Genomic DNA, 17,379 nt, shown 5'->3' with positions numbered 1-17,379 from the left:
TATCCAATGGACGGCTGGGAGCGCGCTTTCGTCCTGCATGGACGACCGTACAGTGAAACCAGCCTGATGCTGGATATGTTTACCGAAGGTCATGGGCGGGTGCGTTTGCTGGCAAAAGGCGCGCGCAGCCGCCGTTCCAATCTAAAGGGTTGCCTGCAACCCTTTACTCCCCTGCTGGTGCGCTGGGGCGGTCGTGGCGAAGTCAAAACGCTGCGCAACGCCGAAGCGGTCTCCCTCGGTTTACCCCTCAGCGGCATGATGCTGTACAGCGGCCTGTACGTGAATGAACTGCTGTCACGGGTGCTGGAGCAGGAAGCCAACTACTCGGTACTATTCTTCGATTATCTGCAATGTTTGCAGGCGCTGGCGGCAGAAGATGTTTCGCCGGAACAGGCGCTGCGACAGTTCGAATTGGCCTTGCTGAATCACCTGGGCTACGGCCTGGACTTCCTGCACTGCGCCGGCAGCGGCCTGCCGGTAGATGACGGCATGACCTATCGTTACCGCGAAGAAAAAGGCTTTATCGCCAGCCTGGTGGTTGATCATTACAGCTTTACCGGCCGCGAGTTGCGCGCATTGGCGGAGCGCCAGTTTCCCGATGTGCACACCTTACGTGCAGCCAAACGTTTCACCCGCATGGCGCTCAAACCTTACCTGGGCGGTAAACCGCTGAAGAGCCGCGAGCTGTTTCGTCAGTTTGTCCGCAAACAGCCGGATTCGCCGGTCGACGACGCCTGACCTTTTCCCCTTTTGCAGCACTGTCCCCGCGTGTAAACTACGGCCACTGAAAATCGTTTTTTAGAGGGTTGTCATGGCTGATTTGCTGCTGGGCGTCAATATCGATCACATCGCCACGTTACGTAACGCGCGCGGAACCCAATACCCGGATCCGGTACAGGCGGCATTTATTGCCGAGCAAGCCGGGGCCGACGGGATCACCGTACACCTGCGTGAAGATCGCCGTCATATCACCGATCGCGATGTTCGCATTTTGCGCCAGACCATTCAGACCCGAATGAATCTGGAAATGGCCGTGACCGATGAGATGCTGGATATCGCCATAGAGTTAAAGCCGCATTTTTGTTGTCTGGTGCCGGAAAAACGCGAAGAAGTGACCACCGAAGGTGGGCTGGACGTTGCCGGGCAGCAAGACAAAATGGCCGTCGCGGTTGAGCAACTGGCGAAGGCCGGCATTCTGGTTTCGCTGTTTATCGATCCGGATCACCGCCAAATCGATGCGGCGGTCGCTGTAGGTGCACCCTATATTGAGATTCATACCGGCGCCTATGCAGAAGCCGAAGGCGAACTGGCAGTAAAAGCCGAGCTGCGCCGTATTGCAGTTGCCGCGACCTACGCCGCTGAGAAAGGCCTGAAGGTCAACGCCGGCCATGGCCTGACTTACCATAACGTTCAGCCGATCGCGGCCCTGCCTGAAATGCATGAGTTGAATATCGGCCACGCTATTATCGGCCAGGCGGTGATGTGTGGGTTACCGGCAGCGGTGACTGACATGAAATTGCTGATGCGTGAAGCGCGTCGCTAATGGCAGTGCTGGGGCTGGGTACCGACATTGTCGAAATGGCGCGCATAGAAGCGGTCGTGGAGCGCAGTGGCGATCGTCTGGCACGTCGCGTACTGAGCGAAGCCGAATGGCAGTTGTACCAGCAGCATCAGCAGCCGGTGCGCTTTTTGGCCAAGCGTTTTGCGGTGAAAGAGGCGGTTGCCAAGGCATTTGGTACCGGTATTCGCAACGGGCTGGCGTTTAATCAGTTTGAAGTGTTCAACGACGGGCTCGGCAAGCCGAATATTCGTCTGCATGCACGTGCCGCCGAACTGGCGCAGGAAATGGGGGTGACCTCCATTCACGTTTCGCTGGCCGATGAACGCCGCTATGCCTGTGCTACGGTGATTATCGAAGGGTAATAGTCTTATCCGGCTGTAAAACAAAAGGGCGCCTGTTGGCGCCCTTGTTGATCTGACCGTTGCGGTCAGAGTCGGTCGGCGTGGTGCAGCACCACAAATTTATCCCACAGCTGTTCGTTGGTTTCGGTGTGCTGCGGGTCAACCACAATGGTGTTATCGATTGGGCACACCTGCTGACAGGTGGGAATATCGTAATGGCCAACGCATTCGGTGCAGCGATCGGTATCTATCTGGTAGATATCATCGCCCATCGAAATGGCCTGATTAGGGCATTCCGGCTCGCACATATCGCAGTTGATGCATTTTTTGGTAATCAGCAGTGCCATATCAGTTATCTTTTAATCGGTGCACACGAACAGGCGCGCAATCTATCATAAAACCCATTTTTCCGGGCATTTTTCCACCTGTAGCGGCAAATACGGTTAACCGGGGCGTCATAGTAACTCTGGCGGGTCGTTGGCCAACTGATCAAAATCAACCATTTCCTGACCATTGAAGACATGCCTTTTGCTTTGTGCCGTTACCGCTGAAGACAATTGTGGCTGGGCAATGGTAATCCCAGCCTGTTGGGCAAACAGACTGATAAAGTCAAAGGCGCTGTAAGGATCCTCAATAAGGGTCCGTTGCCGATCTGAATCAGAAAGCACCAGCAGCGGAACTTCATAATTCTGCCGGGTATCACCGCCATGGCGCAGGTAAAGTTTGCCGTCAATCTCACGGTGGGAAAGACCGTGGTCAGAGAAATAGAATAATTTAAACGGGGAGTGAGTCGCCTGCAGCATTTCATAAGCATGCTCGATGAAACGGTCCGTCTTGCGGTAGGTTGAAAGGTAACAAGCGAGCTCAGCGTTATCGCTGGTGAAAACCGGCGGCTCACCACCGAGACGTTCGCAAAAGTCCGAGTGAGAACCCATGATATGCAGAACATACAGATTCCCCAGACCATTGTTCGCCAATGAGCTTTGCAGCAGAGGCAATAGCTCATCGTCGTCGGTGTTGCGTGACTGGTAATCCCCTTTTTTCAGGAACTGGTGCTCATCACTGAACATGGCTATTTTGGATATCGGCGTATCAAACTGGCCAATCAGACCCTGGTTGGAAAACCAATGGGTGTGTAATCCTGCGGTTTTCGCCAGCGTAATAATATTATCTGCAATATGACTGTTTTTCCCTTCGCTCAATGCCAACGTTCTTGGCAAAGATTCGAAGGTGTTCGGTGCAGTGGAAATATAATTACTGTAAAAGGTCCCGTTGACGTGATCCAGGAAGGGGGTCGTCGGCGTCGGATAACCGAATAATGACATGTAGTCCCTGCGCATGCTTTCACCAACCACAATGACATAGTTAGCCTTATTACTATTAGCGCCATTAAGGAGCCAGCTGGGTTGGGAATGCGTGCTGGCATCAATTTCTGCCATTTGTTGGTTGTAGCTTTGGTAGGAAGAAACTAGCGAGGAAAAGAAATCCACCAAATGAAGATTTCCTACTCCCCCGCTGAGTATTCTGGCGAACAGCAAAACGATAAAAATTACCAAAAATGGCAATATTTTTTTTGTCGGGAGTGACCGTTGCCAGCTATAGCGAGCAAGAATAAACAATGTGAGCAGTGTGGCGCAGGGTAGCAGATAGCAGCCGGCAGGTATGGCATGCAGAAACTCGATGGCTTCCGCCCTGTTGGTTTGAAACAGGGCCGACACCACGGACACGGAAGGTGGGCCGTAGATCACCCCTACAGGGGCATAAATGGCACAGAATATAATGTAGGGGATAACCAGAAAATATCGCGTGAGGGGGATGGCAGATAATAATAACAGGCTAAGGGAAATAAACAGAATATCAACCCCTTTGGTGCCGCCATATCCCATCGCTTTTATTAATATCAACGAAGCGACAACGAAGAGCAAAAAATTGCGGACCACGGGGGATGTTGCGAATATGTGGGTTCTATTTAAAATTACTGTATGTGTTTTCATTAAACTCTATTATCAATATATTGCTGTCCATGCCTGTTAAAATTCCTGGCGGAATTTTAACAATAAACACCACACACTCTATTTTTAGATATGTTTTTTATATCCTGGTATTTGTGGCCTGGGCATTATACGACTCAGACGAGTTTTTTCACTAATTGTTCGCTATGTTTTATTCGGTTGCGGGCATGATCAAGATCGTGCTGGATTAAGGCCATAAACAGCAGGTCGGTGAGGGCATATTGAGCGGTGCTGGAAGAAATAGCGGCGCTGCGGGTATTGGGTTCTTCGGCAATGGTATACAAACAGTGGTCGGCGCGTTGTTGCAGGCCGTTCGGTGAGAAGCTGGTGAGCGCCAGCACTTTAGCGCCGGCCAGGCGGGCTTCTTCCGCTGCCAGGTTGATTTCCCGTCGTTCGCCGCTGAACGAAATTGCCAACAGCAAATCCCGCTTATCCAGCGCCTGAACCGTTGCCAACTGGACATGCATATCTTGCTCGGCCACCGCCATCACGCCAATTTTCATCAGTTTGTAGGAGAAGTCCTTGGCGACCAGGCCGGAAGCGCCAATTCCCAGCAGAATAACCCTCCGCGCCTGACGTAACATTTCCAGCGCCTGATGCAGACGTTCCTCACTGTTGATGTCCAGCGTGGCGCGCAGTGCTGCCTGCTTCTCTACCAACAGTTTTTCTCCGACGGTTTTCAGGGCGTCACTGCTGAGGATCTGGTTATGCACCGTCACCGCGGGTTCTGTCTGCGGTTGTGCCAGGGTTTCACTCAGCGCCAGTTTTAGCGCCGGGAAGCCTTTATAGCCCATCTTCTGAGCAAACTTCACCACGCTCGACTGACTGATCCCAGCCAGTTGGGCCAGCTTTTGTGAGCTGAGATGGCGCGCCTGCTCGGCGTTATGCAGCAGAAAGTCCGCCAGTTTGCGGTCATTTTGAGCCAGCGTGGGATACATCTGGCGAATACGAAGAAGGGTACTCATTGATAATTCCCTGAAAACCAGACGCCATTCTGCCACGTCGATGGCGAAAACGCGCAGTGAAAATTTTTTGTGAGCGAGTCTTTAAAATAGCAAAAAGCGCTCGCTTTGTTGAATAAAATATTCAAATAATGATTTAAGTTTGTGAATTAAAAATTCAAAGGTGAAGAGATGAACTTAGGCGCATTAGTATCCGAAACCCGCAACCCAGCCACCATGGGGCTGGACGAGATGTCGACGCTGGAGATGGTGAGCTGTTTTAACCGGGAAGATCGCAAAGTGCCGGAGGCGATTGAAAAAGTGCTGCCGGCTATTGCGCAGGCAGTGGATCTGGCGGCGGCGGCGCTGAGGGCCGGTGGTCGGTTGATTTATTTGGGCGCTGGCACCAGCGGCCGCCTTGGCGTGTTGGATGCTTCTGAATGTCCACCGACCTTCGGCGTGCCGCATGGCATGGTGATAGGGCTGATTGCCGGTGGGCCGGGCGCGCTGCTGAAAGCGGTGGAGGGCGCAGAGGACGACGCGGCGCTGGGTGAGGCCGATCTTGTCGCGCTGGATTTAACGGCTACCGACATGGTGGTCGGGCTGGCCGCGTCCGGGCGCACACCTTATGTGATAGGTGCGCTGCGCTATGCACGACAACTGGGCTGCGCGACGGCGGCGATCTCCTGTAACCCGGATTCACCGATCGCCCATGAGGCACAGGTGGCGATTTCACCGGTGGTGGGTCCGGAAGCCTTGACCGGTTCAACGCGTCTGAAGTCTGGTACTGCGCAGAAGCTGGTGCTGAACATGCTGTCGACCGGTGCGATGGTCAAGCTGGGCAAGGTCTATGAAAATCTGATGGTGGACGTGAAGGCCACCAACGTAAAACTGGTGGATCGCGCCTGCCGCATCGTGGTGGAAGCCACCGGTGCCGAGCGTAGTCAGGCCGAAGCGGCGCTGACGCAGACCGGTTTTGAAGTCAAACCGGCAATCCTGATGATTCTGGCCGGCATCGATGCTGAAGAGGCGCAGCAGCGCTTACAGCAGCACGACGGCTATTTGCGCGCGGCATTGACGCGCTAAACCACTCCTGGGGCGGGCGATGGACAAGACAACGGCACTGGCGACACAGATTCTGGCGGGCATTGGCGGCGAGGGAAATATCCTGCGTCTGGAGAACTGCATGACAAGGGTGCGCGTCGAAGTTAGTGACGAGCAACGCCTTGATTTAGCGGCGCTCAAACAGTTATCGGGCGTTAAAGGCTATATCAAACAGGGCGATCAGCACCAGTTCATCGTGGGTCCGGGGGCCGCCGCCAAGGTGGTGGATGCCATGCGTTCACTGCTCCCCGGCGCACCGGCGGTGGTAGCAGTTGGGGATGCTGTTGCTCGCAACAAGGCGCAGGCCAAGCAAAAGTATGCCGCGCCAATGAGCGGAGCGCTGAAAAAACTGGCCGATGTCTTTATTCCGTTGATCCCGGCGTTCATCGCTTCCGGTTTGATTACCGGCATCATTAATCTGCTGAAACGGCCGGATATTGCCGGTGAGCTGGCAGTGAATTATCCCAACGTGCTGGGGCTGTTGGCGATTTTCGGCAGCGCAGTATTTGCCATCATGAATATTCTGGTGGGGGTTAATGCCGCCAGGGTGTTTGGCGGTTCACAGGCGATGGGCGGCGTCATGGCCGGTATTCTCTCCAGCCCGGCGTTGGCGCAGATCACTCTGTTTGGTGAGGCGTTGCAGCCTGGCCGTGGCGGGGTCATCGCGGTACTGCTGGTGGTGGCGTTGATGTGCTGGGTGGAAAAGCGCCTGCGTAATTGGCTACCGGAGTCGATTGAGTTAATCCTCAACCCGCTGATCACCACGCTGGTCACCGCATCGTTGGCAATTGTGATCCTGCAGCCGCTGGGCGGCTATATTTCGGACGCTATCGCCCACGGCGCCAATTTGGCGATCGATAAAGGGGGCTTGCTGGTGGGCGCGGTACTGTCCGGGCTTTTCCTGCCGCTGGTCCTGTCAGGTTTACATCAGGGGCTGGTGCCGATCCACGTCGAACTGGTACAGGCGCACGGTTCTAATCCTCTGTTGCCGATTTTGGCCATGGCAGGGGTCGGCCAGGTCGGAGCCGCGCTGGCAGTATTAATGAAAACCCGTAATGCCCGCCTGAAAAAGGTGATCAAAGGGGCGCTGCCGGTCGGCATTCTTGGCATTGGTGAACCCTTGATTTTCGGTGTGACTTTGCCGCTGGGGAGGCCCTTTATCGCCGCCTGTCTCGGCGGGGCAGTGGGTGGTGCACTGATCAGTTACTGGAAGGTGGCGACGGTGATCACCTTCGGCATCTCGGGTTTACCTTTGGCGTTAACCATTGTCTCGGGTAAGGTGATGTTGTATCTGGCTGGCCTGGTGATTACCATTGCTGCTGGATTTATTTTCACCTGGATAATGGGATTCAACGATCCTGAGGAGTAGCGCTTGAGCGAGAAACAGAACCAGCAGGCCGAGGAAGGCCGCCGTGTGGTGTTCTTTGATCTGGACGGCACGCTGCATCAGGAAGACATGTTTGGCAGTTTCTTGCGTTTTTTGTTACGCCATCTGCCTTTGAATCTGTTGCTGGTAGTGCCGTTGTTGCCGGTTGTCGGGCTGACACTGCTGGTGATGGGGCGCGCCGCCCGCTGGCCGATGAGCGTTCTGTTGTGGTCAATTACCTTTGGTCGCTCAGAGGCCCGTTTAAAGGCATTGGAACAGCGCTTTGTCAGTTATTTTCGCGATAAGGTGACCGCTTTCCCGGTGGTGCAAATGCGTCTGCGTCAGTACCTCGAAGTGCATGATGCGCAGGTATGGCTGATCACGGGTTCGCCGGAGCGACTGGTGGAGCAGGTGTATCAGGACTCTGCTTTTCTGCCACAGGTACATCTGGTGGGGAGCCGTATTTTACGGCGTTACGGTGGTTGGGTGCTGGCTCTGCGTTGCCTGGGGGTGCAGAAGGTGACTCAGTTGGAACAGCGTCTCGGTGCACCGCTCAAGTTATATAGCGGCTACAGCGACAGCAAGCAGGATAATCCTTTGCTGTATTTCTGCGAGCACCGTTGGCGGGTCAGTAAGCTGGGTGAGCTGCAACAGCTGGAATAACAACAAAGGGCGGGAGATCCGCCCTTTGCTGTTTTTGGTGGTTTACATTGCCGCGCGGAAGATGGCGACAATCTGCTCGTGGGTGGCTTGTATCGGGTTGGTAAAACCGCAGGCATCTTTCAGCGCGTTGGCCGCCAGCGTATCGAAGTCTTGTTCTTTCACCTTTAAATCGAGCAGCCCGGCCGGGATACCGACGTCTTTCGCCAGCAAACGGATGGCGGCGATACAGGCGGCAGCGCCCTGTGGGTCGTTAAGGTGTTTCACATCCAGCCCCATGGCGACGGCGATGTCTTTCAGCCGTGGTGCGCAAACGCGGGCGTTGAACTCCTGCACATGTGGCAGCAGCACGGCGTTGCATACCCCATGCGGCAGATCGTAGAAACCGCCGAGTTGGTGCGCCATGGCGTGCACATAACCGAGTGAAGCGTTATTGAAGGCCATGCCGGCCAGGAACTGGGCATAGGCCATATTTTCACGTGCCTGCATATTACTGCCGTCGGCAACCGCGTCGCGCAGCGATTCGGCAATCATGGTGACGGCTTTCAGAGCGCAGGCATCGGTAATCGGGTTGGCGGCGCTGGAAACGTAGGCTTCAATCGCGTGGGTTAATGCATCCATCCCGGTGGCGGCGGTCAGTCCTTTTGGCATGCCGGCCATCAGGTGCGGATCGTTGACCGACAGGATCGGGGTGACGTGTTTATCGACAATCGCCATTTTGATGTGGCGTGCTTCATCGGTAATGATGCAGAAACGGGTCATTTCGGAGGCGGTGCCGGCGGTGGTGTTAATGGCAATCATCGGCAGTTGCGGTTTGGCAGAGCGATCGACACCTTCATAATCCTTGATCTCCCCGCCGTTGGTCGCGACCAGCGCAATGCCTTTGGCGCAGTCATGCGGCGAACCTCCACCGAGCGAGACTACGCAGTCGCAGCGGTGTTCTTGCAGCAGCGCCAGGCCCTGTTTCACGTTCAGCGTAGTTGGATTAGGGTGAGTACCGTCATAAACGCAGCTTTCGATCTGTTGTGCGGCGAGCAACCGTTGAACCTGGGCAACCACGCCAATGTTATTCAACACTTTGTCGGTCACGATCAATGCGTGGCGCAATCCCTGTTGTTTCATGGTGTTTGCCGCTTCGTCCAGACAGCCGGAACCAATCATATTGACTGAAGGGATAAAGAAAGTTGAGGCAGCCATAACTCACTCCTTGATAAAAGCTTTATTGCTTGCCTCAAACACTACTCCGCTAATTATTAAATCATTATGATCTATCGCAATTTTGCAGTGGTTAGACCAGGTGATTGATTTGATTCCAATTTAACCATTTTAATTGTATGGTCTATTTCCCCTGCACCAGCCCAATCCAGCAGTAAGACTTACGATTAAGCGACAGGCCTTAATCATCGGTCTGATCGTGGGGTTTACGGCCCAGTTGCCATATCTTTTCTGCATAGTGGCCTAATGCCCACAGGCTCAGGCCGAGCAGTACGAAGAAAATCGCCTTTGGCATGGCGCCCCAGAAGAATTCGAAGAATCGGGTATAGAGGTTAATGCCAAGGAACGTCAGCCCGAATCCGCGCAGCATGCCGTCGTCGCGCTTCAGCCCCAGCCAAATGCAGCCGACGGCGACCAGGCCGAACAACAGGCTCCAGTGGAACAGTTCAATCTGACGCGCGTTGTACCAACTGTCGAGGTCGCCATAGTTACCAAAGATCGACAGCAACCACAGGGCAATAAACAGATACAACAAACCCATCGCCAGCGAAACTCGCTCCAGCCCGCGACTGGCGAGCAGGGGCCGCAACAGCAATGCCGCGGCGATCAATACTGCTCCGAAGGCGATAAAGCGCATTGGGAAGCTCATGCCCAGCCAATAAGCTCCCCAGCCGGACATATAGCCGGTTTCGGCACCGAAGGCGTTGCCGAGTGACAGCAAGGCAAACCACCACACCAACCCGGAGCGGCTGAACCAGCCAATCACGGCATACAACAGGGCGGCAAACATCAGCAGCAGGGAAACCCGACCGCTGCCGTTATCGAGCCAGACGCCCATTTGCCACAGGGCGCAGGCAGTGAACAGCACGGCAACAAACAGCGCCGCTTCATTGCCATAGCGTTTTTCCGGATGACGGCGGCGACGGCGCAGCGCCCAGACATAGCCAAAGACGGCCACCACGGCGGCCATTGTCATGCGTACCGGCGCATCGAAGCGGAACAGTTCGCCCAGCCGGTAAAGCAGCTCGCTGTCGGCGAACAGGCTGCTGATGGCAATCACCAACGAAGCCAACGCGGCGAGAAACGCATAACGCGCCAGTCTTCGCCAGTCAAAGGGTTGTACTTCGACATGTTGCAGCAGTTGTTGCTGCTGTTGCGGGGTCAGTGTGCCTTCACCCACCCAACCGTCCAGCGCCTTACGCACCACAACGGCATTCTTTTTGCTGAATTTCATGTTTCCTGTCCCTGAAAAACACTGTTATTCGGCCAGTATAGTCGAGTGGCTGCGACAAAAGGGGGGTACTGTGTATAATGCCCGCCGCAAAGTGCACGAGGAATGATGCAATGACTGAATATAATGATGAGTACTGGATGCGTCAGGCATTGCGGCTGGCCCTGCGTGCGCAGGAAGAGGGCGAGGTGCCGGTAGGCGCGTTGCTGGTGCTGGATAATCAGGTGATTGGCGAAGGCTGGAACCGGCCGATTGGTCGCCACGATCCGACGGCGCATGCGGAGATCATGGCGTTGCGACAAGGCGGGACGGTGTTACAGAACTACCGTCTGCTGAACGCAACCTTATATGTGACTCTGGAGCCCTGCGTGATGTGTGCCGGCGCGATGGTGCACAGCCGTATTCGTCGGTTGGTGTACGGCGCGGCCGATGTCAAAACCGGTGCGGCAGGATCGCTGGTGGATATTTTGCGCCATCCGGGCATGAATCATCAGGTGGAGATCCTGTCCGGCGTACTGGCCGAGGAGTGTGCCGCCACGCTGAGCAACTTTTTCCGCCTGCGTCGTGAGCAGAAAAAGGCGTTGAAGCAGGCGCAGCGCAGCGATACGGATAACAGCCCTGAATAATCAGAAGTTCAGTGCCAACTCCGGCGTCACGGCCGGATAGCCTTTCCCCAGTTCCGCCTGCTCGGCCGCTTCCTGCGCCGCCTTTCTCTCTTTTTCCAGCAAATAACCCACCAGGCTAACCTGATAGCGACGGATGTTTTCCACGTAGTTATAGGCTTCGCGCCCGCGTGCATAGCCATAGGTTAATTGCGGGTAGTAGCGTTTCTGGCTGAGCATCGGCAGGCGCTGTTTGACGTCGACCCAACTGTCCGGATTGCCTTTTTGCATTTTGGTCAGCTTACGGGCATCGAGCATATGGCCCCAGCCCATGTTGTAGGCCGCCAGTGAGAACCAGATACGTTCATCTTCCGGTACGCTGTCGGGCACCTTGGCCATCAGCCTTTGCAGGTAGAGGGCACCGCCCTGAATGCTTTCCTCGGGGTCGAGACGATCGTTAACCCCCAGTCCGTCAGCGGTGGCTCGCGTCAACATCATCAGGCCGCGTACGCCGGTCGGTGAGGTCGCCTGCGGGTTCCAGTGTGATTCCTGATAGGCAATCGCCGCCAGCAGCTTCCAGTCGATCTCGCTGGCGTATTTTTCAAACAGAGAACGGAAGGTCGGCAGCACTGAATCGATGGCCGACAAGAAGGTCCTGGTGTCGACGTAATCGAAACTGCCGACGTGGCCGAGGTACTTCTCTTCCAGCCGCGCCAGCGTGCCGTCATCAACCATCTGGCTGTAGAAGTCCAGCATCGCCGCATACAGGCTGTCGTCACTGCCACGCTTGAGATACCAGGTGACCGGTTCTTCATCGGTGACGTCGAAGGCTACCGCCAACTGAGGGTGAATGCGTTGCAGCAGGGCGATGGTGACGGAATCGCCGAGGGTGTAATCCAGCTTGCCGTCGGCCACCTGCTCCAGCAGCTCTTTCGACGTGAGATCGCTGGAGGCTTCCCAACTGAGGTTCGGGAATTTACTTTGCTTAAGCTGTTTCAGGGTGCTGACGTGTGCCGAACCGGAGGCGACCGCCAGTTTGCCTTTAATGTCGGCAAAGGTTTTCGGTCGTGCGGTACCCAGGCGATAGACCAGCTGTTGGGAAACAGAATAATAAGCCGGGCCGGTGCGCGCACGGCTGAGCCGATCCTGATTGTAGATCAGCCCGGCGGCCAACAGGTCGGCGTCGTCATCGTCCAGATCGTCAAACAGGTCATTAATGTTGTTGTGCGGGATCACCACCAGTTTCACCCCCAGATAGTTGGCAAAGCGTTTTGCCAGCTCATAGTCGAGGCCACTCGGCCCCTGCTTGGTGGTGAAATAGGTTAACGGCGAGTTTAGCGTACTGATACGCAACTCTCCGCGGGATTTGATCTCTTCGAGTTGCCCGCCCTGACCGCCGCGCCAGGTAATATTGGGCCACAGGGCGAGCGCCAGAAGCAAGGTAACAACACCGATTAGAATGTAGTTTATTTTAAGGCGTTTCAAATAGTTATCCAGTGGTGGCACACATGCACTGCCGACGGCTGACCAGTCTTTTCTTATGGTTAAATCAACAGTGCCGGGGCATTTTGCGCAACAAAACGCCAGCGTGCAACTTTATTGACACGTTATGACAATTCGACGGCGCAGACAGCTTTTATTAATAATAGCTACGCAAACGGTTTCGTCGGCGGCGTAGATTCTCTATAATGGCGCGCGTTTTCCCCCTGTTGCGCCCAATGAAGTGCTGAAGTCAGTTGCTTCGAAGACGAGAGAACTTTGATTATGGAAATACTGCGTGGTTCGCCCGCTTTGTCGGCTTTTCGTGTTACCAAACTGCTGTCCCGCTGCCAGGACGCTCAACTCCCGGTCAGTGATATCTACGCCGAGTACGTCCACTTTGCTGATGTTAGCGCACCGTTAAATTCCGAAGAGCACGCCAAGCTCGCGCGCTTGCTCAAGTACGGCCCCTCTCTCGCCGAACATGCCCCTGAAGGCCGCCTGCTGTTGGTGACGCCGCGTCCGGGTACCATTTCTCCGTGGTCTTCCAAAGCCAGCGATATCGCCCATAACTGCGGTTTGAAGCAGGTGCTGCGGCTGGAGCGCGGTCTGGCGTTCTACGTCAAGGCCCCGACGCTGACCGAAGCACAATGGCAGCAGCTTGCCACGTTGTTGCACGACCGCATGATGGAAACCGTCTTCAGCAGTCTGCAACAGGCCGAACAACTGTTCGCTCAACATCAGCCGGCACCTTACCAGGCGGTCGACATGCTGGGAGAAGGGCGCAGCGCGCTGGAGCAGGCCAACATCAAGCTGGGTCTGGCGCTGGCCGAGGACGAAATCGACTATCTGCTGAATGCCTTTACCGGTCTGGGGCGCAACCCGACGGATATCGAACTCTATATGTTCGCGCAGGCCAACTCTGAGCACTGCCGCCATAAGATTTTCAACGCCGACTGGATCATCGACGGTGAACAGCAGCCGAAGTCGCTGTTCAAAATGATCAAAAACACCTTCGAGCAGACGCCGGATTACGTGCTGTCGGCTTATAAAGACAATGCGGCCGTGATGGAAGGCTCGCAGGTCGGCCGTTTCTTCGCCGCGCCGGAAAATGGTCAGTATGATTATCATCAGGAAGAAGCCCATATCCTGATGAAGGTAGAAACCCATAACCACCCGACGGCGATCTCCCCATGGCCGGGTGCTGCTACCGGCTCCGGCGGCGAGATCCGTGACGAAGGCGCTACCGGTCGCGGTGCCAAACCCAAAGCCGGTCTGGTGGGCTTCTCGGTTTCCAACCTGCGTATTCCCGGCTTTGAACAGCCATGGGAGCAGGACTTCGGCAAACCGGAGCGCATCGTTACCGCACTGGACATCATGACCGATGGCCCATTAGGCGGCGCGGCATTTAACAACGAATTTGGCCGTCCGGCGCTGGTAGGTTACTTCCGTACCTATGAAGAGCAGGTCAACAGCCATAACGGCGTGGAACTGCGTGGTTACCACAAGCCGATCATGCTGGCGGGCGGTATCGGTAACATCCGTGCCGACCACGTACAAAAAGCAGAAATCACCGTCGGTGCCAAACTGGTGGTGCTGGGCGGTCCGGCGATGAATATCGGCCTGGGCGGCGGTGCGGCATCTTCTATGGCCTCTGGTCAGTCCGACGCCGATCTGGATTTCGCCTCGGTACAGCGCGACAACCCGGAAATGGAACGTCGTTGCCAGGAAGTGATCGACCGTTGCTGGCAGTTGGGCGAGCAAAACCCGATTCTGTTTATCCACGATGTCGGTGCCGGCGGCTTGTCCAACGCCATGCCTGAACTGGTCAGCGATGGCGGCCGCGGTGGTCGTTTCGAACTGCGCGATATCCTGAACGACGAACCGGGCATGAGCCCGCTGGAAGTCTGGTGTAACGAATCGCAGGAACGCTATGTGATGGCGATTGCCCCGGCGCAGATGGCGCAGTTTGACGAGATTTGTCGCCGCGAGCGCGCGCCTTATGCGGTGATCGGTGAAGCCACCGAAGAACAGCATCTGACGCTTAACGACAGTCATTTCGACAATCAACCGATCGACATGCCGCTGGACGTGCTGTTGGGCAAAACGCCTAAGATGACGCGTGACGTGACCCGTCTGCAGGCCAAAGGCCAGCCGCTACAGCGCGACGAGATCACCCTGGCCGATGCGGTCAACCGCGTTCTGCATCTGCCGGCCGTCGCAGAGAAAACCTTCCTGATCACCATTGGCGACCGTACCGTGACCGGTATGGTGGCGCGCGATCAGATGGTGGGGCCGTGGCAGATCCCGGTGGCCGACTGTGCGGTCACTACCGCCAGCCTGGACAGTTACTACGGTGAAGCGATGTCGATCGGCGAACGTGCGCCGGTGGCGCTGCTGGACTTCGCCGCCTCTGGCCGCCTGGCGGTCGGGGAAGCCCTGACCAACCTGGCGGCAACCGAAATCGGTTCGCTCAAGCGCGTGAAGCTTTCTGCTAACTGGATGGCGGCAGCCGGTCACCCGGGTGAAGATGCCGGTCTGTATGAAGCCGTGAAAGCGGTGGGCGAAGAGCTTTGCCCGGCGCTGGGTATCACTATTCCGGTGGGCAAAGACTCGATGTCGATGAAAACCCGCTGGCAGGAAGGTAATGAACAGCGCGAAATGACCTCGCCGTTGTCACTGGTGATCACCGGCTTTGCTCGCGTAGAAGACGTACGCCACACGGTGACGCCACAGTTGCGCACCGATAAAGGCGACAGCGCGCTGCTGCTGATCGACCTGGGTAACGGCCATAACGCGCTGGGTGCCACTGCGCTGGCGCAGGTTTATCGTCAACTGGGCGACAAACCGGCCGACGTGCGTAATGTTGAGCAACTGGCGGGCTTCTTCAATGCCATGCAACAGTTGGTGGCCGATCGCGCGTTGCTGGCATACCACGACCGTTCTGATGGCGGCCTGCTGGTCACGCTGGCGGAAATGGCGTTTGCCGGTCACTGCGGTGTGCAGGTAGATATCAAAGGGCTGGGCGACGACGCACTGGCTGCGCTGTTCAACGAAGAGTTGGGCGCGGTGATCCAGGTCACGGCTGACCAGCTTGCAGCGGTGCAGCAGGTGTTTGCTCAGCACGGCTTGAAGGACAATGTTCACCACATCGGCAGCGTGCAGGCCGGGGATCGCTTTGTGATTACTCAGGGCGATAAAGCGGTGTACAGCGAAAGCCGTGCCACGCTGCGTACCTGGTGGGCGGAAACCACCTGGCAGATGCAGCGTCTGCGTGATAACCCGGAATGTGCCGATCAGGAGCACCAGGCCAAGCAGGATGAACGCGATCCTGGCCTGAACGTCAAACTGAGCTTCGCACCGGAAGAAGACGTTGCTGCGCCGTACATCGCCAAGGGCGCGCGCCCTAAAGTGGCGGTGCTGCGTGAGCAAGGGGTTAACTCTCACGTTGAGATGGCTGCGGCATTCCATCGCGCCGGTTTTGATGCGGTAGACGTTCACATGAGCGATTTGCTGGAAGGCCGTCGTGACCTGCAGGACTTCCATACGCTGGTGGCCTGCGGGGGCTTCTCATACGGTGACGTACTGGGCGCCGGTGAAGGTTGGGCGAAGTCGATTCTGTTCAACGATCGCGTTCGTGACGAGTTCGAGTCCTTCTTCCACCGTCCGCAAACTCTGGCGTTGGGCGTGTGTAACGGCTGTCAGATGATGTCGAACCTGCGCGACCTGATCCCGGGTGCTGAACACTGGCCGCGCTTCGTGCGCAACCTGTCAGACCGTTTTGAAGCGCGTTTCAGCCTGGTGGAAGTGGCGGCCAGCCCGTCGCTGTTCATGCAGGGCATGGCGGGTTCACGCATGCCGATCGCCGTATCGCACGGTGAAGGGCACGTCGAAGTGCGTGATGCTGCGCATCTGGCAGCGCTGGAACACCATAACCTGGTGGCATTACGCTTTGTCGATAATGCCGGCCAGGTAACGGAAACCTACCCGGCCAACCCGAACGGGTCGCCGAACGGGATCACCGCAGTGACCAGCACCAATGGCCGCGCAACGGTGATGATGCCGCATCCGGAGCGGGTCTTCCGCACCGTCAGCAACTCGTGGCATCCGGAAGAGTGGGGCGAAGACAGCCCGTGGATGCGCATGTTCCGCAACGCCCGTAAACAGCTGGGTTAAGCGAGCATTTAGCTCTAGCCCGAGGGGCGCAAGAGATTGCGCCCCTTTTTATTGTTCTGCGCGCTGGTGGTTGTCTGCATTTTGCGACAGAGGCTATTTTTATTGTCTCTAAAAAGAGACACTTAACTTATTGATTTATAATGGTGAAAAATTAATTGGCTTAAGTTGTCGGTTTTTGACGACAGGGTGGCGTTTTTTTCTTCACCCGATGTGGCGTTAATGAGCGGTTTTTGACAGAGAATAAAATTTTTATCCATATATATCAATATATTAAAAATAACTTGAAAAGTTGGCACGCTAAGTGCATTATTCTCCCCAGTTGCTCATTCAACTTTTTATGACGGCCCCGTATTTAGACGGAACAGTTGCCTCATAAGCCTCCGAATGATGCCAAAGAAATGGTGCCTATCGTCCAACCAAACCGATAACAGACGCGCAAGCGCTTTATCAAGCATCGGGCGACACGTGGAGTGAGGCACCGCCTGTATCCAACTGTGATGAATATTCATCAATCCCGGATACTTACGGATGCTATTCGTCCTGTTCGATGCCAGCCTTGTGCTACATCACCCTGGGGACGAGATTCAAGGGCATCCACACTTTCTTGCGATGGGGCAGCCCTGCCCCAGCGTCAAATATCCTTCATACTTGAAGCTGCATCTGTGTTGACTGCGCATGTGCGCCCCCGTCA

Annotated in this window: 14 protein-coding genes; 8 read left to right on the top strand and 6 right to left on the bottom strand. The window is 55.8% G+C overall.

Annotated features, from left to right (window positions below):
• The first annotated feature begins 6 nt into the window (after nt 1-6).
• The 3 genes from recO (at nt 7) to acpS (ending at nt 1,923) form a co-directional block, all read left to right on the top strand.
• Nucleotides 7-738 (top strand): DNA repair protein RecO, encoded by a 732-nt coding sequence (gene recO / locus BEI65_RS06940; protein WP_099062702.1) that lies wholly within the window; start codon nt 7-9, stop codon nt 736-738.
• Nucleotides 739-811: 73 nt separating this feature from the next.
• Nucleotides 812-1,543 (top strand): pyridoxine 5'-phosphate synthase, encoded by a 732-nt coding sequence (pdxJ, locus tag BEI65_RS06935; RefSeq protein ID WP_012146372.1) that lies wholly within the window; start codon nt 812-814, stop codon nt 1,541-1,543.
• Nucleotides 1,543-1,923 (top strand): holo-ACP synthase, encoded by a 381-nt coding sequence (gene acpS, locus BEI65_RS06930; RefSeq protein WP_099062701.1) that lies wholly within the window; start codon nt 1,543-1,545, stop codon nt 1,921-1,923. Before pdxJ ends, acpS begins: the two co-directional genes overlap by 1 nt.
• 65 nt (nt 1,924-1,988) lie before the next feature.
• On the opposite strand, the gene BEI65_RS06925 is transcribed toward acpS, so the two are convergent.
• The 3 genes from BEI65_RS06925 to BEI65_RS06915 form a co-directional block, all read right to left on the bottom strand.
• Nucleotides 1,989-2,249 carry a YfhL family 4Fe-4S dicluster ferredoxin gene (locus BEI65_RS06925; RefSeq protein WP_099062700.1) on the bottom strand — a complete coding sequence of 87 codons (261 nt, stop codon included), beginning with the start codon at nt 2,247-2,249 and terminating at the stop codon, nt 1,989-1,991.
• Nucleotides 2,250-2,357: 108 nt separating this feature from the next.
• Entirely contained in the window at nt 2,358-3,896 is a 1,539-nt protein-coding gene (locus BEI65_RS06920; protein WP_099062699.1) for a phosphoethanolamine transferase, read from the bottom strand.
• 134 nt (nt 3,897-4,030) lie between these two features.
• Nucleotides 4,031-4,879, bottom strand: a complete 849-nt coding sequence (locus tag BEI65_RS06915; RefSeq protein ID WP_099062698.1) for a MurR/RpiR family transcriptional regulator — start codon at nt 4,877-4,879, stop codon at nt 4,031-4,033.
• Between the two features lie 168 nt (nt 4,880-5,047).
• Here BEI65_RS06915 and murQ point away from each other — a divergent pair, with 168 nt between their 5' ends.
• The 3 genes from murQ to yfhb are packed head-to-tail and all read left to right on the top strand — an operon-like array spanning nt 5,048 to nt 7,988.
• Nucleotides 5,048-5,941, top strand: coding sequence for an N-acetylmuramic acid 6-phosphate etherase (gene murQ, locus BEI65_RS06910; RefSeq protein WP_099062697.1), 894 nt, complete (start codon nt 5,048-5,050; stop codon nt 5,939-5,941).
• A 19-nt stretch (nt 5,942-5,960) separates the two neighbouring features.
• Complete coding sequence (locus BEI65_RS06905) at nt 5,961-7,328, top strand: PTS transporter subunit EIIC (RefSeq protein WP_099062696.1); 1,368 nt, start codon at nt 5,961-5,963, stop codon at nt 7,326-7,328.
• A 3-nt stretch (nt 7,329-7,331) separates the two neighbouring features.
• Nucleotides 7,332-7,988, top strand: a complete 657-nt coding sequence (gene yfhb, locus BEI65_RS06900; protein WP_099062695.1) for a phosphatidylglycerophosphatase C — start codon at nt 7,332-7,334, stop codon at nt 7,986-7,988.
• A gap of 42 nt (nt 7,989-8,030) precedes the next feature.
• Here yfhb and yiaY read toward each other — a convergent pair whose 3' ends face one another.
• Nucleotides 8,031-9,182 (bottom strand): L-threonine dehydrogenase, encoded by a 1,152-nt coding sequence (gene yiaY / locus BEI65_RS06895; protein WP_099062694.1) that lies wholly within the window; start codon nt 9,180-9,182, stop codon nt 8,031-8,033.
• 199 nt (nt 9,183-9,381) lie between these two features.
• Nucleotides 9,382-10,434: a DUF2157 domain-containing protein gene (locus BEI65_RS06890; protein WP_099062693.1), complete on the bottom strand. Its 1,053-nt coding sequence runs from the start codon at nt 10,432-10,434 to the stop codon at nt 9,382-9,384.
• A 110-nt stretch (nt 10,435-10,544) separates the two neighbouring features.
• On the opposite strand from BEI65_RS06890, the gene tadA reads away from it, so the two are divergent.
• The gene (tadA, locus tag BEI65_RS06885; protein WP_099062692.1) at nt 10,545-11,057 is read left to right on the top strand and encodes a tRNA adenosine(34) deaminase TadA; all 513 of its coding nucleotides are present in this window, start codon (nt 10,545-10,547) and stop codon (nt 11,055-11,057) included.
• On the opposite strand, the gene mltF is transcribed toward tadA, so the two are convergent.
• A complete protein-coding gene (gene mltF / locus BEI65_RS06880) occupies nt 11,058-12,518 on the bottom strand; it encodes a membrane-bound lytic murein transglycosylase MltF (protein ID WP_099062768.1) in 1,461 nt (486 codons plus the stop codon).
• A gap of 279 nt (nt 12,519-12,797) precedes the next feature.
• Between mltF and purL the strand changes: the two genes are divergently transcribed.
• Nucleotides 12,798-16,688: a phosphoribosylformylglycinamidine synthase gene (gene purL, locus BEI65_RS06875; RefSeq protein ID WP_099062691.1), complete on the top strand. Its 3,891-nt coding sequence runs from the start codon at nt 12,798-12,800 to the stop codon at nt 16,686-16,688.
• Nucleotides 16,689-17,379: the final 691 nt, after the last annotated feature.

The organism is Serratia sp. BW106, assembly GCF_002607755.1.
GTDB classification, from domain to species: domain Bacteria; phylum Pseudomonadota; class Gammaproteobacteria; order Enterobacterales; family Enterobacteriaceae; genus Serratia; species Serratia proteamaculans.
The sequence above is the reverse complement of the archived record's forward strand: the minus strand, read 5'-3'. Positions and strand labels throughout refer to the sequence as shown.